Below are 20006 nucleotides of genomic sequence, written 5' to 3'. Positions count from 1 at the left end.
CCTCCGGCTGAAGGGTCAGGCAAAGATCGCGGTCGCGACCTGGTCGAGGTCCAACGTTGCAAGGCCCGTGCGCGGCTCGGCGGCCAGCTCCACGACCCCGTCGACGGCCACCGCAAAGCGGTGTCCCCCGGCGTCCACGACGACCACGTCGACCTCTCCCCCAGTATCGCCCGACAGCCCCAATGCCCGGATAGGGTCGGCCACGGTCAGCACCCGGCCGCGGTGATTGACCATCCCCCGGACGGCCGGCGGGGTGCCCGGGACCCGCGCCACGACCGCCTCGCGGAGGACCTCGATCACGCCGGTGACCGGGATGAACCAGCGGGTGCCGGCGACCCGGACAACCAGCCCGCCTACCCCCGCCCGCTCAGCCATCCGACCCGAAGAAGCCAATCGCGTCCAGGACCTCTTCCCGCGGCATCGTCAGGTCCCCGGCGCCGGCGGCCTGCAGCAGGGGCCAGAGGTCAGCGGGCCAGGCCGAACGCAGCTCCAGCGGCACCCCGCTGCTCGGGTGGCGGAACGCGAGAAGGGCGGCGTGAAGTGCCTGCCGGGGGGCCAGGGCTTCGAGTTCCTTCGCCTTGGCCTTCCCCACCCCGGTGATTCGCTTGGCGCCACCGCCGGGGTAGACCGGGTCGCCCACGATGGGGTGCCCGATCGACTCGAGGTGGACGCGGATCTGGTGAGTTCGGCCGGTGTGCAGCTCGAGCCGGACAATCGAGACCGGCCCGAGCCGGACGATCGGGAAGGCGTCGGTCCGCGCGGCCCGCCCATCGGCCTGGATCGACATCCGCTTCCGGTCCTTCGGGTGCCGTGCCAGCGGCGCCTCGATGATCACCTTCTCCTCGTCGAGGTGGCCCCAGACCATGGCGGCGTACACCCGCGAGACGCGCCGAGCGGCAATCATCTGCCCGAGTCGACGGTGTGCCAGGTCCGTCTTGGAAACAATCAGCAGTCCACTGGTGTCGCGGTCGAGCCGGTGCACGATGCCGGGCCGCCCCTCGGCACCACCGGCGAGCGTGGTGCCCCGGGCCACAAGGGCGTTCACCAGCGTGTCATCCCAGTGCCCGGGGGCAGGATGCACGACGAGGCCCGCCGGCTTGTCGATGACGGCGAGGTCCTCGTCTTCGTGGATGACCGTCAGCTCGATCGGATTCGGCGTGATCCGCCGCGGTTCCTCGGTCTCGGGAATGTCGACGGTGACGACGTCGCCGCGCGCCAGGAGGTGCGATGCGCGGAGCACCTTGGCGCCGCAGCGAATGTGGCCGGCGGCGACTATGCGCGCTGCCACGGTGCGCGAGAGTTGCAACTGATCGGCGAGATAGCGGTCGAGCCGCTCTGCCTGCACTGGGACGACGGAGAATTCCACGACCGGGCCTGACCGCCTAGGCGGTCGGCGCGGGAGCGCGCCGCGCATCCTCGCGCCAGAGAGAAATCGCGAGGGCGAGCGCCCCGCAGGTGACAGCGATGTCGGCGACATTGTAGGTCGGCCAGCGCAAGCCTTCGCCGATCCCCATGTCGATGAAGTCGACGACCCCGCGTGCCGAGAGGACCCGGTCGATGAGGTTGCCGACGGCGCCGCCCGCCACGAAGGCGAGGGCGAGCTGACGAAAGCGGTCGGCCACGTCGGCCTCCCGCCACATTTTGTACAGCACGACGACGGCCACGCAGGCGATCAGCATGAAGGCCCAGCGCGAGTAACTGCCGAGGTGGAGGCCGAAGGCGGCGCCGGTGTTGTACACCAGCCGCCACCGGGTGAAGTCCCCGATGACCGGGATGGGCGCGTCGCCCCACACCAGACGGCTCTCCGCGATCATCTTGGTGATCCGGTCGAGCAGCACGGTGACGGCGAGCACGCCCCAGAACGGGACCCGGCGATCAGCGCTTCTTGGCATCCTCTTCCTTCTCCTTGCAGGAGATGCAGAGCCGGGCGTGGGGCAGCGCGTCGAGCCGCTCGAAGTCGATCAGCGCGCCGCACTGATGGCACTTGCCGAAATTCGCGGGGCTGTTGTACAGCCGGCGGAGCGCCTCGTTGAGGTGCCACAGGTAGCGGCCTTCCTTGGAGGCCATCAGGAACTGCTTCTCGCGTTCCATGGCATCGGTGCCCTGATCGGCCATGTGGAGCGAATACGACGAGAGGTCGCCGTCGGCGCCCTGCAGCGTGTTGTTGAACTGCTCGTCGTAGTAGCCGAGTTCCTTCATGACGCGCGCGCGCTCCTCCAGGAGCCGCCCCTCGAGATGCTTGAGCTGGGTCTTGGTCACGATGCGTTCACCTGTGCAGGGCCGGAAGGGGTCCGACCGTTCCCGAGCTGGCGTACCGCGAGTGCGCCAGCGTGTCCTTCGACTTCGAATGCCTCCTGCCGATCAGGCTCCGTCGCGGCCTCCCCGATCGTGAACTCGCGCGCCAGCGTCTCGCCGGCGATGTATTCCTGATGCACCCGCGCCGCGTCAAGCAATGCGGCATCTCCCGTCAACGAGAGCGCAATGCGCGCGCTCACCGCAAAGCCGGCATCCTTCCGGAGCCGCTGGACACGGCTCACCAACTCGCGCGCGAGCCCTTCCTGGGCCAGCGCCGGCGTCACCACCGGATCGAGCGCGACCACGAACGGCCCCGCGCTCGCCACGGGCCAATCGGTGACCACTTCCCGTTCGATGGTCACGTCCTCGGGGAGGAGCAGGTAATCGGCAGTCACGCTCTCGCCCTGCTCCAGTGCGCGGAGCTGCTCGGCCGTGAGCAACGCCACCGACGCGGCGACCCCCTTCACCTCGGCGCCGAAGCGCTTGCCGAGGGTCCGGAAGTTCGGCTTGCCGCGCAGACGGACAAGATCGGCGTCCGACGTCACGATCTCGACACGCTTGACGTTGGTCTCGCCCTGCAGCAGCGGAATCAACGCGTCGAAGTCGGCGCCGCGCACCTCGACCGGGACGGCCACGCGGATCGTGGCGAGCGGCTGCCGGACCCGAAGCGATGCCGTCTCGCGCGCCGCACGGCCGAGCGAGGCCAGGCGCCGGATGCCGTCCATGGCCCGATCGAGCGCCGGGTCCAGGCGGCCAGCATCCACCGGGAACGGCGCCAGGTGCACCGAGGTTCCCGTCATCGCCCGGTGGAGCCAGTCGCTGGCGAACGGCGCCGCCGGGGCGAGCAGGCGCGACACCGAGACGAGCGCCTCGCGCATGGTGGCCACCGCCGACGGATCGGCCTCGCGGCCGGGCGCCCAGAAGCGACCACGATTGAGCCGCACCCACCAGTTCGACAGATCGTCGACGACGAACTCGGTCAGCGCGCGCACACCAGTGGTCACGTCGTAGCCATCGAACGCCGCCCGCACCGCCGCCACCGTGGCGTCGAGACGCCCCAGCAGCCAGCGATCGGCGAGGGGACGGTCCGCCGCGGCCGGGGCCGCCGCGCCATCGGGGCCGGCGTACAGCGAGAAGAAGTGGTACGACGCGCGCAGCGTGTTGAGGAAGCCACCTGCGGTCTCGACGAGTTGCCGCTCGTCGAAGCGCTTCGGCTGCCAGACCTGACTCGAGAGCACCATGTAGAGACGCGCCGCATCGGCGCCGTGCTTCTCGACCAGCTTCCACGGATCGACGACGTTGCCCTTGCTCTTCGACATCTTCTGGCCGCTGGCGTCGAGCACCAGCTCGTTCACGATGACATTGCGATACGGTGCGGCATCGAACGCCGCCGTGCCGATCGCCAGCAGCGAGTAGAACCAGCCGCGCGTCTGGTCGATCCCCTCGCAGATGTAGTCGGCCGGGAAGTGCCGCTCGAACTGGTCGACGTTCTCGAACGGATAGTGCCACTGCGCGTACGGCATCGACCCCGAGTCGAACCAGGTGTCGATCACTTCCGGCACGCGGCGCATGGTGCCACCGCCCGGCGCGGGCCAGGTGATCTCGTCAACCCACGGCTTGTGCACGTCGAGGTCGCCGGTCGGCGTGAAGCCGGCCTTCTCCTTGAGCTCCGCATAGGAGCCGATCACCTCGACATACTCCGGGTCGCGGTCGCTGACCCAGATCGGCAGCGGCGTGCCCCAGTAGCGCTTGCGTGACAGCGCCCAGTCGACGTTGTTGCCGAGCCATTCGCCGAACCGTCCGGTGCCGACTTCGGGCGGGTGCCACGCGATCCCGGCGTTCAGCTCCTGCATCCGCGCCTTGACCGACGACGTCCGCACGAACCACGACTCGCGGGCGTAGTAGATCAGCTTGCTGTGGCAGCGCCAGCAGTGCGGATAGCTGTGGATGTACTGCTCAGTCTTGAGATGCCGGCCGAGCTCCTTGAGCTTCCGGATCAGCATCTCGTTGGTGTCGTCGGCCGTCACGAGCTTGCCATTCAGCTCCGGCCACGACGTGCCGACGAAGGTGCCGTCGCCCGCAACGGGCCGCACCAGGGCGAGGCCATGCTCGCGGCCCGCGGCGTAGTCGTCCGCGCCGAAGGCGGGCGCCATGTGCACCAGGCCCGAGCCGTCATCGGCGGTGACGAACGCGCCCGTCACCACAATGGAATGCGCCCCGTCGGCCGGCATCGTCACGATGTCGAACGGCCGCGCGTAGCGGAGCCCGGCGAGTTGCGCCCCCGGCACACTGGCGCCCATCGTGGTGCCCTCGCCCAGCAGCTCTGCTGCCTTGGCCGCACGCGACGCCGCGAGCACGAAGGTCCGCCCCGGATGCGCCGGCGACGTGAACTCCGCGTACTCCAGCTCCGGATTCACCGCGACCGCCACGTTGCTCGGCAACGTCCACGGCGTGGTGGTCCAGACGACGAGCTCGCGCCCCGAGCCATCGCTCAGCGGGAAGGTGACGTACACCGACTTGTCCTTCACCTCGGCGTAGCCCAGCGCGAGTTCGTGCGACGACAGCACCGTGCCGCAGCGCGGGCAGTACGGCGAGACGCGATGGCCGCGGTAGAGCAGCTCCTTCTGGAAGAGCCGCTGCAGCAACCACCAGACCGACTCGACATACTCCTTCGTGCAGGTCACGTAGGCGTTGTCGTAATCGAGCCAGTAACCGGTGCGGTTCGAGAGCTGCACCCATTCGTCACGATAGGTGAAGACGCTCTCGAGGCACTTCTTCGAGAACTCGGCGACGCCATACGCTTCGATGTCCTTCTTGCCGGCAAAGCCGAGTTGCTTCTCGACCTCGAGCTCGACCGGGAGGCCGTGCGTGTCCCAGCCGGCGATCCGCGTGACGCGCTTCCCCTGCATCGCCTGGTAGCGGCAGATCAGGTCCTTGATCGTGCGCGAGAAGACGTGGTGAATGCCGGGGCGACCATTGGCGGTCGGCGGACCCTCGAAGAATACGAAGCCTTCGCCATCGGCGGTCGCGGCCTGCACCTGCTGGAAGAGCCCCTCCGATTCCCAGCGCGCGAGGAGATCGCGCTCGAGCGCGTCGGCGCCACCGTCCGGCCACGCAGGGTGGCGGGCGGCGGTGGGATTGGTCGAGGGTGTTTCGTCAGCGCTCACGTGGTCGTCGGTCAGGGTTGGGGCCGAGGCCCGAAAAGAATCGATCCGAGGCGAAGCATCGTTGCTCCCTCTGCCACGGCGGCCGGGTAGTCCCCCGACATCCCCATCGACAACTCGGGGAGCCGGTGACCCTCGGCCTGCATCTGGTCTCGCAGCGTGCGCAGCAGGGCAAAGGTCCGTCGCTGCACGGTTTCGTCGTCGGTGAACTCGGCCATCGTCATCAGGCCATCGACCCGGAGGCGCGGCATTGCGCGCATCGCGTCGAGCAGCGCTGCGAGGTCGGCCGGTTCCACCCCGCCCTTCTGCGGCTCGGCGGAACAGTTCACCTGCACCAGGACCGGCTGCACGGCGCCTGACTCGGCGCGGCGGTCGAGCTCGGCGGCCAGGTCGGCGCGGTCCACGGAGTGGATCAGCGCGAACTTCCCGACCGCCTGCCGCGCCTTGTTCCGCTGGAGTCCCCCGATCAGGTGCCACTCGACGGTGAGGTCGGCGGTCGCCTCCATCTTGGGGAGGGCCTCCTGGACCCGGTTCTCGCCGACGGCGTCCAATCCGGCGGCCGCGGCGGCCCGGATGGTCTCCGGACCGTGCGTCTTGGTCACCGCCACTATCCGCACCGGGTGGGTCCAGCCGGCGGCCTGCTGCTGCTCGGCGATCACGCCCCGTATGGCGGCGATTCGGCCCGTGAGGCCCGGTTCTGGCATAACTGGGAAATATAGCCGGAGGGGGGTGGCCAAGCCCGTCCCGCCCCCCACCTTGACGCCACCCCCGTGCCGGGGGAGTATCCGGTATCCCTCCCAACCCCACGGACCGATGGACGCTGCCCGTTCCGACGTGACCACCCTCCTCGCCGCCGCCTCGAGCGGCAGTCCCGACGCCCTGTCGGCACTGCTCCCCGTGGTGTACGACGAGCTGAAGCGGATGGCCGCCGGACAGCTCCGGCTGGAACGGGACGACCACACCCTGGGGGCCACCGCGCTCGTCCATGAGGCGTTCCTCCGGCTGACCGGCGGCACCACGCCGACCTGGGAGAACCGCGCCCACTTCTTCGGCATCGCCGCCCAGGCGATGCGCCGGATCCTGGTGGAACACGCCCGCCGCCGGAATGCGCAGAAGCGCGGTGCCAAGCATCAGGTGACCCTCGACTCGCAGGTCGATCTGGCCGATGGCGCGCCGAGTGAAGAAGTGGTGGCCGTCGACGAGGCCCTCAACCGCCTCGCCGCCCTCGACGCGCGCCAGGCGAAAATCGTCGAGCTCCGCTACTTCGTGGGGCTCTCGATCGAGGAGAGCGCGGACGTCCTCGGCATCTCTCCCGCCACCGTGAAGCGTGACTGGACCTTGGCCCGCGCCTGGCTGCACCGCGAACTGCAGGCGGCCTGAGGGTGGCGCTGCCGGCGGATCGCTGGGGCGAGATTTCCGCACTCTTTGCAGAATTGATCGACCTCCCGGCCGCCGAGCGCGCCACGCGTCTGGCGGCGCTGGCGCACGACGCTCCGCTCCACGCTGAGATCTCCTCCCTGCTCGCATCGGCCGACGACGTCGGCGAACGATTCGAGCAGGCGGCCTCGATGCCACTGACTGACGCCCGTGACACGGTGCCGACGATGGGCCGACGGGTCGGGCAGTACGAGTTGCTGCGGGAGATCGGTCAGGGCGGGATGGGAACGGTGTACGAGGCGCACCGCGCCGACGACCAGTACCGCAAGCGCGTCGCGATCAAGATGGTCTCCCTGCTCGGCGACCGGACGCAGGCGCTCGCCCGCTTCCAGCGCGAGCGGCAGCTGTTGGCACGCCTCGAACACCGGAACATCGCCGCGCTGCTCGACGGCGGCGTCACGGCGGAGGGCGAGCCGTACTTCATCATGGAGTACGTCGAGGGGCAGCCGATCGACCAGTGGTGCACGGCCCGTCATCTCGGGCTCCGCGACCGGCTGGCGCTCTTTCGCCAGGTCTGCGCCGCGGTGCAGTACGCCCACGAGCACCTCGTCATCCATCGCGACCTCAAGCCGGGCAACATCCTCGTCGCCGAGGATGGCACCGTCAAGCTGCTCGACTTCGGCATTGCCAAGCTCGCCGATCCGACCCAGCTGGGTGGGGACGACCTGACGCACACCGGCGTCACGCCGATGACGGTGGCGTATGCCTCGCCAGAGCAGCTCCTCGGCGGCGAAGTCACCACGGCCAGCGACATCTACTCGCTCGGCGTGGTGCTCTACGAACTGGTGACCGGCGTGCGGCCCTTCGCGCCCACGGCGCGCGGTGCCCTGGTCGAGCGCGGCGTGCCAACGGCACCGAGCCGCGCGGTGACGGCGGAGTCGGCGGTCAGCGAGCAGGACACGGCCGCCCGGCTCCGTCGGTCACTCGCCGGCGACGTCGACTCGATCGTCCTCATGGCGTTGCGTCCCGAGGCGGAGCGCCGGTACCGGACGGCGCAGCAACTCGGCGACGACCTGCAGCGCTATCTCGGCGGCCTGCCGGTGCTCGCACAGCCGGACACGATCGGCTACAGGCTGGGGAAGTTCGCGCGGCGCAACCGGATGGCGGTGGCCGCCGCTGCGCTGGCTGTGGTGGCGCTCATTGGCGGCACCGTAGTCTCGCTGCGGCAGGCGCAGGTGGCGCGCGCCGAGCGGGACCGCGCCGTCTTCGAGCAGCAGCGCACCGCGCAGGTGACGCAGTTCTTCCGCGACGTCCTCTCGGCCGCGAAGCCGCAGGAGTCGGGCAAGGGGACGACGGTGGTCGAGGCGATCGACCTGGTGATTCCGCGGATCGACTCGTCGTTCGCGAGCGCACCCGACCTGCGGGCCGCGATCAAGAACACGCTGGCGTCGACGCTGATCGACATGGGGCTGTACGAGCGCGCACGCCCGCTGATGCTTGACGCGGTCAGGCTGCAGGATTCGCTCGGCGAGCAGGTGTCGCTGCGCGAGCGGGCCGACGGGCTCTACAACCTCGCTGGGCTGGAGACGGAGGTCGGATCGCCGGAGCGCGCCGAGTCGCTCTATCGGCGTTCGCTGGTGATGTACGGGAAGGTGCCCGGGATCGACTCGATCGAGATCTACCGCGGGATGAACAACCTCGCGAACTCGATCTCGGAGCAGGGCCGTGTCGCCGAGGCGGCGGAGGTGTACGCCAAGGTTGCCGACCGGATCGCCGCGCTCCGGCCCGACGTCGGCTCGGCCGTGGCGCTGACCAACTACGCCACGGCGCTCGCGACGCTCGGTCGGTATGTGGAGGCCGAGCCGCGACTGCGTGAGGCGGCGGCGATCTTCACGCGGACGCGTGGGCCGGGCGATGTGCGGGTCGGCAACGCCTTGCAGCCGCTCGCCGGGGCGCTGCTCTTCCAGGGCAAATACGCCGAGGCCGACAGCGTGGTGCAGCGGGCAATCGCGATCTACACGGCGACGCTCGGGGCGGACAATCCGGGGACACTGGCAGCGGTGCGGATGCGAATCAACATCCTCGCCGATGCGGGACGGTGCGCCGAAGCAATTGCGCCGGCCGAGGGGATCGTGGCGCTGCGCGGGAAGGGGCTGAGCGAGCGCGATGCCTCGCTCAACACCGCGCTCCTTTTTCTGGGATGGTGCCAGGCCGAACTCGGCGATCCGGCACGCGGGACGCGCACCGCTCGCGAGGGGCTGCGACTCCGGCGCGCCGCGTTCCCGCCGACGCACTGGGCCATCGCCCAAGGGGAGAGCATGGTCGGTGACATCCTCGCGCGGCGCGGCCCCGCCTTCCATGCGGAGGCGGAGAGGCTGCTGCGCTCAGGCTACGAGGGGATGGCGCGCGAGCTCGACTCGACGCATGTGCGCGTGAAGCAGGCGAAGGAACGGTGGGAGCGGGTCAGGGGCACCAGGTAGCAGGACTGCCCCGGCTCACTTTGTCACCGTGAGCCACGCGAGTGCCGATGCCGACTGCTCACCACCCCGCACCGTCAGCCGCACCCGATAGCGCCCCGGCGCCAGGTTCTGGAGCCCAAGGGACCTGGACACCTCCGCCCGCGTGTCGGTGGCTGTGCTCTCGAAGTCGATCGAGAGCCGTGCCGGCTTCTTGGCATCGTCCTCGGCGCCGAAGAGTTCCAGTCGGGTGGCGTAGCGTGCGCCACTCTTCAGCCCCGCCAACTGGTAGTACACCTCGGCCGTCCCACCCTTCGGGTAGGCGTTCAACGGATGCAGCGGCACCGCCGTCGCCCCCGACTGCCAGCGCACCCCGCTCCCCTCGCGGCCAAGGACGATGTCGGAGACGCTCAATCCGGCGCGAGCGGCCGGGATGACGACTTCGCCGAGGCGTGCGATCGAGCCGAGATCGCCCTGACTCAGCACCACCGTGGCGACGTAGCGCCCCGGCGCGACCGGCAGCTCGACCAGGCCGGTGAGGTACTGCTCGCCGGCGAGCGGGGCCGCCGTGGCAAATCGGCGCAGCGTGTCGAGATCGAAGCGCGTGCCGTCGCTCCGGCGCGAGAGCATCACCTCGACGCGCAGCGGATAGACGGCGCGGCCACCGGCCTCGGGCGGCGTGGTGTATTCGAGCTGGGTCCCGGGAACGGCGAAGGCAACAACCGCACGCCCCGCCCCGCCGCTGGCGCGGTCGAGGCCGTAGACCTGCACGGTGGGAGCGAACGCGCGGGCAAATGGCCGCGCGTTGTCGTCCGTGGTCGTCGCTTCGGTGATCGCGTCGAGGCCGTTGCGATTGAGACGCTGGATTCGAGCGGTGGAATTGAGCTTGGCGTCACTGCGGAAGCGTTCCAGCGACGGGTTCTGCGTCGGATCACACGGCGCGCCCCCGCACATGAGCGCCATGCCGCTCCGAGGGTCGGCGTTGACCGTGCACAGCGATTGATCGATGGCGCACAGTTGATCCCGCTGCAAGGGGTTCGCCGTCACCAGTGACGGGACGAGGACTGATGCCCCCGCCTGCCCGTCGAAGTTCTCCTCCCGAAACTGCAGGACGAGCGACCCCTCAGGGCGGTCGTAGCGCCACGCTTCGAGGGCGACCCCGTCCGCGGTTCGCGCGATCTTGGTCGGCTTGCCATGCCGAATCCAGATCACGCCGCGATCATCGATGAGCGTCTGGGTGGTTCGAAACGCATGGAACGGGGAATTCGGCCCCATCCCAAGCGCGTCCGTGGCAAGGCGCTGCACCCCGATATCGGCCTCCTCCCTCAGCCCGACTGCCATGACCGCCGCACGCATCATCTGATCATCCACCTCGTAGTCCATCGCGAACGCCATCCCGGCGTTCTTCTGCACGCCGACTTGCGGCACGACGCGCTGGAAGACCTCGAAGGCGTATTCCATCCGCGCATAGTGTTCAATCAGTCGAGCACCGTCGGGGCGGGCATCGCGCACGTCACGCCGTGCCCAGAAGTCGCCGAGCCACGCCGAGGCCTGCGCAGGTGGCAGTGAATCCCACGCCGCCAGCTCGCTCGGCTCGGCGACCCACGCGAGCTCCTTTCGGTAGGCGGCACGCGCTGCGGGACTCGGATCGGCTGCCCCGGCCAGCAGCGCCGCGCGCCCGGCTTGCGGGTTACCAGCCTGGTAGTGGGCACGTGCCAGCACGATTGCAGCGAGGCCATTGGGTTGGCCGGCGGTCCCCTGGATCGGCGTGAGGAAGCGCACCGCCGCCGGGCCGTTCTTGGCCGTGACCGCCACGATACCAGCCTGGTATCGGCCCGCGGGACTCAGCAGGCGTTCCACGCGTTCGAGCATCGCGAGCCGTTCGCCGACCCTTGACGCCCCTTCCCGCGGTACCGACGCCATCGCGAGCGCTTCGGCCGCCAGCACGAACGTCGAGTCCAGTTCCAGTGCCCGAACGAGCGCATACCCTGCCCCGGCCTCGTTGCTCACGCCCACCGGATGCAGCGCCCCGCTTCGCGAGAGGCCGCCGGTGCGCGCTACCTGCAGCCGTGCCACGCCGAGGCCGTACCAGGCCACCGGCCACTGGGGGCGCTCCCCGACCACGCGCTCCAGCAGGTCGCGCGCCTTGGTGGCCTCGCCCTTGTCGGTCAGGAGTTCCGCGCGGCGGGTGGAAATCAGTGCATCGCAGAGCCGCTGCAACGCGCCGTCACCGGGGCAGTCGAACGCCGCTGGTGGTGCGGCGCTGGTGGCGGAGCCGAGATAGGTGAAGAGCGAGTCGATGCGAGGGCGATCGGCGGGAGACTGGGCGTGGAGCGCCGAGCTGGCGAGCAGGAACGGGAGGACAGCCGCGCGGGCGAACAGGGCATGGCCAGGCATGCGGGGCTCGACGGAGGGGGGATGCTGGAGGATAGCCGGGGGTGACGACACGCGGAACGTGGCGTGCACAGTCCCCTGGCTCGGCCTACTTCTTCGGCACCACCCCTGCCCCACCCCGCCCCTTCAGCTGCGCCAGGAAGCCGGCCACGCCAGGCTGGTCGGCCATCTTCAGCGATGTCTCCAGGAACGGAATCGCCGCGGCGGTATCACCCACCATCACCGACGCGACCGCCGCCTGCACGAACGGAATCGCCCACGTCCCCGACATCGCCCGGATGTTGGCGTCGAGACGATCGGTGCCGCCGTCGAGCAGCTTGCCGTACTTCCACGTCTCGTTGATGAGCCGTGTCGTGGTCGCCAGATCGATCGGCGTCTTCCCAGGCCCGACCGCATCGCCACCCACCGCGCCGGTCACCGGTACCGTTGGCATCACGATCGCCAACCCCTGCTGCACCAACTGCGGCCCGAGTCCGTAAAGCTTGTTCGCCGTGGTGACCGACCACGCGATCGGCCGCACCCCGGCGTTGGTGATCAGCACCTGCAACAGCAGCATGTCCTTGGCATAGACCGCATCGCCCTTGGTCAGTTCGATGCTCAGGCCGTTGCGAAGCTGAATGGCCTGCGATTTGTCCACCAGGAACGGCGAGAAGGCGTTGATCGTCGAGTCGGAGATGGTGTGGATCGGTCCGTTGAGGTCCGGCACCGGCGCGGACTGCCACACCGCGGCGAGGTTGGCCCGGTCGAGTGGACCTGCCTTCCAGTTCCGCAACTGCCGCTGGTACCACTCCGTCTCCGCCAGCGCGAGACAGACGATCGTGACATCACGCCGCACCCCCTCCACCGCCTGCGCATACCAGAGCGGGAAGGTGTCGTTGTCGCCCCAGGTGAAGAGGATCCCTCCCGGTGGCACGGACTGCAACAACGCATGGGAGAAGTCGCGCGCCAGCGTCGCCTCGGGCGTCTGCTTCCGAGTCGCCATCCGCGCGTTGAGCACCGCCGGCAGCAGTGCGAGGCCGAAGACCGCCACGGCCATCGATCGGCGCGCCAGCGGCAACCGCACCGCCGTGGCCCGCACCAGGTCGGCAATGCCGAGCGCCGCCCAGAAGGCCCACGCCACGAAGCTCGCCACGAAGAAATAGTCGCGGTCACGGACCTCATGATCGTCCAGCCCGGGCCACTGCTCCCACCCGATGCTCGGCCCCGGCTTGAAGTTCATGTACAGCAGCAGTCCCAATCCCGTCACCAGGAAGAGGATCAGCATCATGTGGAAACCGGTCCGATCGTCCCGACGCTGCGCCACGGCACCGCGCATTCCAAGCGACGCAAAGACGAGCGTCATCAGCAGGCGGAACGGCGCGAAGGCGATGTCCCCGAGGGACCGGGCCCACTGCCAGTCGAAGTACTGGGCGTAGTTGGCGAGCTGGTACCCCAGCATCGTCAACGTGCGTCCGGTGTTTTCGGGGCCATGATAGGCAGTCGGATCGTCGAGCGGAGTCCGCACGGGGTACTGCGCCCGCCGGATCACGGCGAGAAGCGCGTCCCAGGTCGAGGCATCGGCCTCGTTGATCCACGGACCCTGCTTGGCGCGGAAGTAGATGAAGAGATAGGGCGTCACGCCGATCGCCACGATCAGCAGCGCCATGGCCACGAAGCCGAGCTGCTTTCGGCCGATGGCCCAGACGCCGGCCACCGCCACCAGTGCCGCGGTGCCGAGCGTGAGCGTGGTGCTGCCGAGGCCGAGCGCAATCAAGAGCAGCCAGACCGTGCCAACCACCGCGATGCGAGCCTGCTCCGCTCGGCGCGCGGTCGGGTCGGCCAGCGGCCCCAGCCACGACGCACTCATCAACGCCGCCACCAACGCCGGCCCGACCAGCAGGCCGAGCAGGTGGTTGCCGATGGAGATGCCGCCGAGGTAGAGGATCACCAGCAACAGCCGCGCACCGTGGCCACTGCTGCGCGCCTCGCGCCACCGCGTCACCGTCCACGCCGCGAGCGCGATGATCATCATCGCGACGGCATAGACCTCGGTCTCGATGGAGTTCTGCCACATCGTGAAGGAGAAGGCGGTGACGAGGGCCGCGGACCAGCCGGCACCGAGGGCCAGCGGCGAACGGCGAGCGGCGATCGGCGAACCGCTCGCATCCGTCGCCTCTCCGCGTGCGACCGACGTGTACGCCACGAGGAACCAGCAGCCGGCGGCGATCGCACTGCAGATGGCGGAGAGGAGGTTGAGGCGCCAGGCGTACTCGCCAACCGGCAAGAGCATCGCCCAGACGTGGGCCACCATCACGAAGAGCGGGGTGCCAGGCGGATGCGGAACACCCAAGGTCTTCGCGGCGGCAATGAATTCGCCGGCATCCCAGAAGGTGACCGACGGCGCCAGCGTAACCAGGTAGCCGAGCAGCACGACCAGCGATGCGGCCGCGGCCCAGCGATACGGTGGGCGATTCACTGCCGGCTCCGCCATAGCGCCTCCGCAACCGCCAGGGCATCACGCGTCGCCTCGGGGTCGTGCACGCGGAAGAGTCGGGCACCACGGTCGAGCGAGAGGGCACAGGCGGCGGCGGTCGCACGGTCACGATCGTCGAGCGGACGGCCGGTCACTTCGCCGAGGAAGCGCTTCCGCGAGGCGCCGATCAGCACCGGCGACCCGAGCGCGACCACGGCGGCCACCTGATCGAGGAGGGCGATGTTCTGCTCGGGATGCTTCGCAAAGCCGAATCCGGGGTCGAGCACGATGGCCTCCATGGCAATGCCGGCCGCAAGCGCGGTGGCGCGTGACACGTCGAGTTCCCGCGTGACGCCGCCGGCCACGTCACCGTCGTACTCCGCGGCGTCGTAACTCGCGAGGCGCCCAACCTCCCCACGCGAATGCGACAGGACGACACCCGCCTTGTGACGCGCCGCGACCTCCAAGAGTTGCACGTCGTGCCGCCCGGCGGTGACGTCGTTGACGATCGCCGCCCCGGCGTCGAGTGCCGCCTGGGCCACCTCGTGCTTGACGGTGTCCACCGAAATGAGCACGTCGGGGTGCTCCCGGACGATCGCCATGACCGCCGGAAGGACCCTGGCCATCTCCACGTCGAGCGGCACCGGTGGCGCGAAGGGCGCCGTCGATTCGCCACCCAGGTCGATGACCCCCGCCCCACCGGCCAGCAATGCGTCGACACGGCGCAGGACCGCGGCCTCGTCGGTCGCCGTCCCGCCATCGCTGAACGAATCGGGGGTGACGTTGAGGATCCCCATCAAGACCGGGGACTCCAGCGAGAGCGCGCCGCGGGCGTGCCGCCATTCGACGGGACGGTCCGCCGGCATCGCCATCCCGATGGCGTGGGCCAGATCGCGCACCGCCTCGGGTTGCACCCACGGCCGCGCAAAGGCGCCGAGTCGCGACCGGGCGCCGGTGAGGATGATCCAATCCTCACCGGTGACCATCTCGAGGCCGAGCTTGTTGGCGACGGGGAGCATCGCCTCGATCATCGTCGAGGCAATGCCGGTGACATGGAAGGCGGAGCTTTCGAGGCCGGAGGCGGTGAGCCGACAGACCTCGCCCTCCCATCCGTGGGACAGGAGGGCGTCACGGATCGCGGCGGGAGCGCGATCCGAGAGCGGGGTGACGATCACGCGCCGGCGGGTTCGGCCGGTGGCGCCCCGAGAATCGGCGTCCGCATGCCGGTCGCCTCCGACCGCACCGGCGACACCGGCGGGGCGGGCGGCAGCGGTGGCGGCGGCGTGACCCGCGGCGGGAGCGGCTGGTTGTTGTTCAGCAGCTCGAGATCATCGCGGTCGATCGTCTCGCGCTCCAGCAGCGCCTGCGCAATCCGCTCGAGCAGGTCGCGATTCTGATTGAGGAGCAACAACGCCTTGGCATACGCTTCGTCGATCAGCCGCTTTACTTCGCCGTCGACCATCCGGGCGGTCTGTTCGGAGATCTCGCGACGCGCGCCGAAATCGCGACCGAGGAAGACCTCCTGCTCGCGCTCGCCGACCGCCATGAGCCCGATGACGTCGCTCATGCCGAATTGCGTCACCATGCGCCGTGCCAATGCGGTCGCGCGCTCGATGTCGTTCCCTGCCCCGGTGGTCACCGCCCCCTTGCCGAAAATGATCTCCTCAGCGGCACGGCCGCCGAAGAACATCGCCAGCGAGCCGATCAGCCAGTCGAGGGTGTAGTTGTGTCGATCGGTCTCGGGGAGCGAGGCGGTGAGCCCCAACGCCCGGCCACGCGGGATGATGGTGACCTTGTGCACCGGATCGGAGCCCGGCGTCTTCATCGCGACGACGGCGTGGCCGGCCTCGTGATAGGCCGTGAGCTTCTTCTCGTTCTCGGTGAGCACCAGCGAGCGCCGCTCGACGCCGAGCATCACCTTGTCCTTGGCGTCCTCGAAGTCCGACATCTCGACCGACTGCTTGTTGTTGCGCGCGGCGAGCAGGGCGGCCTCGTTGACGAGGTTCGCCAGGTCGGCGCCCGCCATCCCCGGCGTCCCCTTCGCGATCGTCGCGAGGTTCACGCCCGGAGCGAGCGGGATCTTCCGCGTGTGCACCATCAGGATCCCTTCGCGGCCCTTGACGTCCGGCGCATCGACGACGATCTGACGGTCGAAGCGGCCCGGGCGCAGCAGCGCTGGGTCGAGGACGTCGGGACGGTTGGTCGCGGCGATGAGGATCACGCCGTCGTTCGACTCGAAGCCGTCCATCTCGACCAGCAACTGGTTCAGCGTCTGCTCGCGCTCATCGTGCCCGCCACCCAGGCCGGCACCACGATGACGGCCGACCGCGTCGATCTCGTCGATGAAGATGATGCACGGCGCGTGCGCCTTTCCCCTGCTCGAAGAGGTCGCGGACGCGGCTCGCGCCGACGCCGACGAACATCTCGACGAAGTCGGATCCCGACATCGAGAAGAAGGGACGGCCCGCCTCGCCGGCCACGGCCTTGGCGAGCAGCGTCTTGCCGGTGCCCGGCGGACCGACCAGCAGCGCGCCCTTGGGGAGCCTGCCGCCGAGCCGCGTGAACTTCTGCGGGTCCTTGAGGAACTCGATCACTTCCTGCAGCTCGACCTTCGCCTCGTCGGCGCCGGCCACGTCGGCGAACGTCAGCTTCGGCGTGTCGCCGGTGAGCAGCTTCGCCTTCGACTTGCCGAACGCGAACGCCTTGTTGCCGCCGGCCTGCATCTGCCGGAAGAGGAACCACCAGAGGCCGATGATGACGACCCACGGCAGCGCCGTGATGAGGAGCACCGAGAGACCATTCTTGGTCTTCGAGGCGGTGACCGCGACGCCGGCGTCCTCGAGGCGCGTGATCAGCGCCTCGGAGTCCTTCACCGGGAGGAGGACCGTGAATTCCTTCACCGGGCGACCGTCCTGGGTCACCGCGGTGCGGAACTCGCCCTTGATCATCTCACCCTCGACGACGTCCGCCTTCGCGATGTTCCCGCCGGCCAGCTGCCGCGTGAACTCGCTGTAGGTGAACTCGCTCGGCGAGCGCTGCTTCCCCATGTACTGGAAGAGCGCGATGAAGAGCACCGCGATGAGCGCCCAGAACGCGAGGGTCTTGCTCAGGTTGCCCCAGCCAGTGGACGGGGGACGGGGAACGTTGCGATCAGCCATCAGTCAGGTCACCGATGAACGGGAGGTGGCGAAAATCTTCGGCGTGGTCGAGGCCGTAGCCCACGAGGAACGCCGGGGGTGCCGTGAATCCGACCCACCGCAATTCGGGGATCGGGGTCGGGAGCAGCTTCTTGTCCAGCAACGAACAGACCGCGACGGAGGCCGGATTCCGTGCCTGCAACAGGCCGAGCAGCTTCAGCATCGTGCGACCGCTGTCGATGATGTCCTCGACAATGACGATGTGCTTCCCTTCGAGCGGCGTCTCCGGATCGTAGAGCAGGCGGACATTGCCGCTCGAGACCGTCCCCGTGCCATAGGACGAGGCCACCAGGAAATCGAGATGCAGCGGCCGATCGATCTGCCGGACGAGGTCGCTCAGGAAGATGAAGCTTCCCTTGAGCAGGCCCAGCACCAGCAGCTCGCCATCGGGATAGGCGGCCGTGATCTCGTGCCCGAGCTCGCGCACCCGGTCGGCGATCGTCGCCTCGTCGAAGACGACGCGGAGAGCGTGACCGCCAGCGCGGCGCTGCATCTCAGGCGAAAGCTGCGTGGGCACAGAGCGCCTCGGTTCCTTCCGTGGGGATGCGGGCATCCGATCGGCAGATGCCCGGCACCCAGACAATGGTCGCGTCCGCATCGACGACGACCGGCCAATGACTGCGGCGACCGGGGGCGATCCGTGCCTCTCGGAGCAGCACCGACACCTGTCGATGACCCCGTCCCCCGAGGGGACGAATCCGGTCCCCCGATTGCCACGCCCGGACCTGGTACTGGCCGGGGACCATCGCGGTCGACCACCCCTCCCGATCCAGCGCCGGTGCCGGTGCCAGCACGGCCCGCAGGGTGAGCGGTCCGAAGGTGATACCCGCCCCGCCTCCCAGTGTTACGGGCTCAGGTGCAGGGCCCGCCGGGTGACGAAACGCCAGCCGACCAAAGGCGAGTTCCGCCTCGAGGCCAGCCGCCAGTTGAATCCGAGCGTCACGGCCCGCCAACAGCCGATCCACGGCCGCCAAGCGCCGGGCCCCGAGGGGCACCCCGCACCGTCGGCCGAGGGCTGCCACCACCGCATGTCGCAACGCCGAACGATACCCCCGGAGGAGGGGGGCGGCAACGGAAAAGCCCGCCGGCTCGGCGGTCAACGCCAACTCCGGCAGCTGGTCCAGCAGCTGGTCCCACCCCGTCCGGGCCTCTCGTGCCTGCCCTGCCGCCGTGAGCAGTCGCTCACGCAGGTCCGGGAGCCGCGCGGCCACGCCCGGCATGACCGCCTGCCGGAGCCAGGAGCGGAGATGGCGGATGTCGCGATTGGCAGGGTCCTGCCACGCCACGATCCCTTCCGCCACCACGTGCGCGGCCAGCCGCTCCCGGGGAAGATCCAGCAGCGGCCTGACCCATGGACCATTCCGGGGCGCCATCCCTGCCAGCCCGGCGGGGCCACTCCCGCGGAGGAGCCGGAGGAGGACGGTCTCCGCCTGGTCGTCGGCATGGTGCGCCAACACGATCACGGTGGCGCCGGCGTCGGTTGCCAGCGCGCGAAGCGCCGTCCGTCGAGCCAGCCGCGCCTTCGTCTCGGTTGTTCCGGCACCGAGATGGAGCGTCGTCGTGAGGCAGGGGAGCCCAAGCGCGTTGGCCGCGCGTGCCACCATCTGGGCGACCGCGGTGCTCTCGTCGGCGATGCCATGGTCGACGTGGCCCACCAGCAGGATGCGCCGATGGAGTGCCGTGCCGCGATGCAGCAGGTCCAGCAGCGCCATCGAATCGGGACCGCCGGAGACAGCGACGAGGCAGCGGTCGCCATCCTCAGTCAACGCCATGAGGCGGTCGGCGACCTCCGCCACGAGGTTCATTGCGGTTCGTAGGGCTCCATGTGAACCAGCACATGACACACCGCCGGCACCGAACTCCGGATGCGGCCCTTCACGATCCCGCTGAGGATGTGGGCCTCGTGCAGCGTGAGTGCGGGATCGCCCTGCACGTGGAGATCGACATCGAACTGCGTCCCGACCCGGCGCGCCCGCAACTTTTCGATGTGCCGCACCCCGGGCGTACTCATCGCCGCCTTCGACACCGAGTCGAGGAATTCCTCCTCCGGGGCGCCATCCATCAACTCGTGAATGGCGGGGCGAATGATCCGGATGCCATTCGCGAGAATCACGAAGGCCGCGACGATCGCGGCCGCCTCGTCGCACCACTCCCACCCCGAGCCGCCGAGCAGGGCGGCGGAGATGCCAACGAACGCCGCCCCCGAGGTGATCGCGTCGCTCCGGTGATGCCAGGCATCGGCGTGCACCGTGCCGCTGTTGTCGACCGCCGCCGCGCGCAGCACACGGCGGAAGAGGGTTTCCTTGACCAGGACGACCCCGACCAGCACCGCGAGCGTGAACGGTGCGGGCGGCTGATGCGGTACCATCATCTCGCGGACTGCTTCGAGCATGATGCCGAGTGCTGCGCCGAGGAGCATGAGGCCGACGACGGCGGTGGCGAGCGGTTCGGCCTTGCCATGTCCATAGGGATGGTCGTGGTCGGCGTCGCGCGCCGCGACCGAGAGACTCCCCCACACCACCAGGCCGCCGGCAATATCGGCCACCGACTCCACCGCATCCGCGATGAGCGCGTAGGAGTTGCCGAGGATGCCGGCGAGTCCCTTGAAGATCGCCAGCATCAGGTTGACGAGCACGCCGAGCCGCGCGGTCCCGATCCCCTCGCGCTGCGG

General features: G+C 69.3%; 14 protein-coding genes and 1 pseudogene. 2 read left to right on the top strand and 13 right to left on the bottom strand.

From position 1 onward, the window contains the following. Positions 1 to 15: 15 nt before the first annotated feature. From IPP98_15155 to IPP98_15130, 6 genes are read right to left on the bottom strand one after another with little or no spacing between them, the layout of a single operon-like run. Positions 16 to 375 carry a chemotaxis protein CheW gene (locus tag IPP98_15155; protein MBL0180433.1) on the bottom strand — a complete coding sequence of 120 codons (360 nt, stop codon included), beginning with the start codon at positions 373 to 375 and terminating at the stop codon, positions 16 to 18. Beyond that, positions 368 to 1366, bottom strand: a complete 999-nt coding sequence (locus tag IPP98_15150; GenBank protein ID MBL0180432.1) for an RluA family pseudouridine synthase — start codon at positions 1364 to 1366, stop codon at positions 368 to 370. The genes IPP98_15155 and IPP98_15150 overlap by 8 nt, the downstream gene beginning before the upstream one ends. Before the next feature lie 16 nt (positions 1367 to 1382). Then, positions 1383 to 1892 carry a signal peptidase II gene (lspA, locus tag IPP98_15145; protein ID MBL0180431.1) on the bottom strand — a complete coding sequence of 170 codons (510 nt, stop codon included), beginning with the start codon at positions 1890 to 1892 and terminating at the stop codon, positions 1383 to 1385. Next, positions 1876 to 2259, bottom strand: coding sequence for a TraR/DksA C4-type zinc finger protein (locus IPP98_15140; GenBank protein MBL0180430.1), 384 nt, complete (start codon positions 2257 to 2259; stop codon positions 1876 to 1878). Before IPP98_15140 ends, lspA begins: the two co-directional genes overlap by 17 nt. Then, the gene (locus IPP98_15135) at positions 2256 to 5462 is read right to left on the bottom strand and encodes an isoleucine--tRNA ligase (protein MBL0180429.1); all 3207 of its coding nucleotides are present in this window, start codon (positions 5460 to 5462) and stop codon (positions 2256 to 2258) included. The genes IPP98_15140 and IPP98_15135 overlap by 4 nt, the downstream gene beginning before the upstream one ends. An 11-nt stretch (positions 5463 to 5473) precedes the next feature. After that, positions 5474 to 6163 carry a YggS family pyridoxal phosphate-dependent enzyme gene (locus IPP98_15130; protein ID MBL0180428.1) on the bottom strand — a complete coding sequence of 230 codons (690 nt, stop codon included), beginning with the start codon at positions 6161 to 6163 and terminating at the stop codon, positions 5474 to 5476. Positions 6164 to 6272: 109 nt separating this feature from the next. On the opposite strand from IPP98_15130, the gene IPP98_15125 reads away from it, so the two are divergent. Then, complete coding sequence (locus IPP98_15125; GenBank protein ID MBL0180427.1) at positions 6273 to 6839, top strand: sigma-70 family RNA polymerase sigma factor; 567 nt, start codon at positions 6273 to 6275, stop codon at positions 6837 to 6839. A 2-nt stretch (positions 6840 to 6841) separates the two neighbouring features. Further along, positions 6842 to 9316, top strand: a complete 2475-nt coding sequence (locus tag IPP98_15120) for a serine/threonine protein kinase (GenBank protein ID MBL0180426.1) — start codon at positions 6842 to 6844, stop codon at positions 9314 to 9316. Positions 9317 to 9331: 15 nt separating this feature from the next. Here IPP98_15120 and IPP98_15115 read toward each other — a convergent pair whose 3' ends face one another. The 7 genes and pseudogenes from IPP98_15115 to IPP98_15085 form a co-directional block, all read right to left on the bottom strand. Continuing rightward, complete coding sequence (locus IPP98_15115; protein ID MBL0180425.1) at positions 9332 to 11689, bottom strand: hypothetical protein; 2358 nt, start codon at positions 11687 to 11689, stop codon at positions 9332 to 9334. An 85-nt stretch (positions 11690 to 11774) separates the two neighbouring features. Continuing rightward, positions 11775 to 14141 (bottom strand): DUF2723 domain-containing protein, encoded by a 2367-nt coding sequence (locus IPP98_15110; protein MBL0180424.1) that lies wholly within the window; start codon positions 14139 to 14141, stop codon positions 11775 to 11777. After that, positions 14138 to 15313 carry a dihydropteroate synthase gene (gene folP, locus IPP98_15105; protein ID MBL0180423.1) on the bottom strand — a complete coding sequence of 392 codons (1176 nt, stop codon included), beginning with the start codon at positions 15311 to 15313 and terminating at the stop codon, positions 14138 to 14140. The genes IPP98_15110 and folP overlap by 4 nt, the downstream gene beginning before the upstream one ends. Next, positions 15310 to 17185 (bottom strand): annotated as a pseudogene (ftsH, locus tag IPP98_15100) (ATP-dependent zinc metalloprotease FtsH). Before ftsH ends, folP begins: the two are co-directional and overlap by 4 nt. Before the next feature lie 103 nt (positions 17186 to 17288). Next, on the bottom strand, positions 17289 to 17828 hold the full coding sequence (hpt, locus tag IPP98_15095) for a hypoxanthine phosphoribosyltransferase (GenBank protein MBL0180422.1): 540 nt from the start codon (positions 17826 to 17828) through the stop codon (positions 17289 to 17291). Position 17829: 1 nt separating this feature from the next. Next, positions 17830 to 19140 (bottom strand): tRNA lysidine(34) synthetase TilS, encoded by a 1311-nt coding sequence (tilS, locus tag IPP98_15090; protein MBL0180421.1) that lies wholly within the window; start codon positions 19138 to 19140, stop codon positions 17830 to 17832. Beyond that, entirely contained in the window at positions 19137 to 19955 is an 819-nt protein-coding gene (locus IPP98_15085; GenBank protein MBL0180420.1) for a cation transporter, read from the bottom strand. The genes tilS and IPP98_15085 overlap by 4 nt, the downstream gene beginning before the upstream one ends. Positions 19956 to 20006 lie beyond the last annotated feature (51 nt).

This window comes from Gemmatimonadota bacterium (assembly GCA_016720805.1).
GTDB lineage: Bacteria > Gemmatimonadota > Gemmatimonadetes > Gemmatimonadales > GWC2-71-9 > Palsa-1233.
The sequence above is the reverse complement of the archived record's forward strand: the minus strand, read 5'-3'. Positions and strand labels throughout refer to the sequence as shown.

Bases quoted from the DNA above. Each gene is read 5' to 3' on its own strand.
- IPP98_15155 (MBL0180433.1), bottom strand. From the start codon at position 375: ATGGCTGAGCGGGCGGGGGTAGGCGGGCTGGTTGTCCGGGTCGCCGGC.
- lspA (MBL0180431.1), bottom strand. From the start codon at position 1,892: ATGCCAAGAAGCGCTGATCGCCGGGTCCCGTTCTGGGGCGTGCTCGCC.
- IPP98_15130 (MBL0180428.1), bottom strand. From the start codon at position 6,163: ATGCCAGAACCGGGCCTCACGGGCCGAATCGCCGCCATACGGGGCGTG.
- IPP98_15125 (MBL0180427.1), top strand. From the start codon at position 6,273: ATGGACGCTGCCCGTTCCGACGTGACCACCCTCCTCGCCGCCGCCTCG.
- IPP98_15115 (MBL0180425.1), bottom strand. From the start codon at position 11,689: ATGCCTGGCCATGCCCTGTTCGCCCGCGCGGCTGTCCTCCCGTTCCTG.
- hpt (MBL0180422.1), bottom strand. From the start codon at position 17,828: ATGCAGCGCCGCGCTGGCGGTCACGCTCTCCGCGTCGTCTTCGACGAG.
- tilS (MBL0180421.1), bottom strand. From the start codon at position 19,140: ATGAACCTCGTGGCGGAGGTCGCCGACCGCCTCATGGCGTTGACTGAG.
- IPP98_15085 (MBL0180420.1), bottom strand. From the start codon at position 19,955: ATGCTGGCGATCTTCAAGGGACTCGCCGGCATCCTCGGCAACTCCTAC.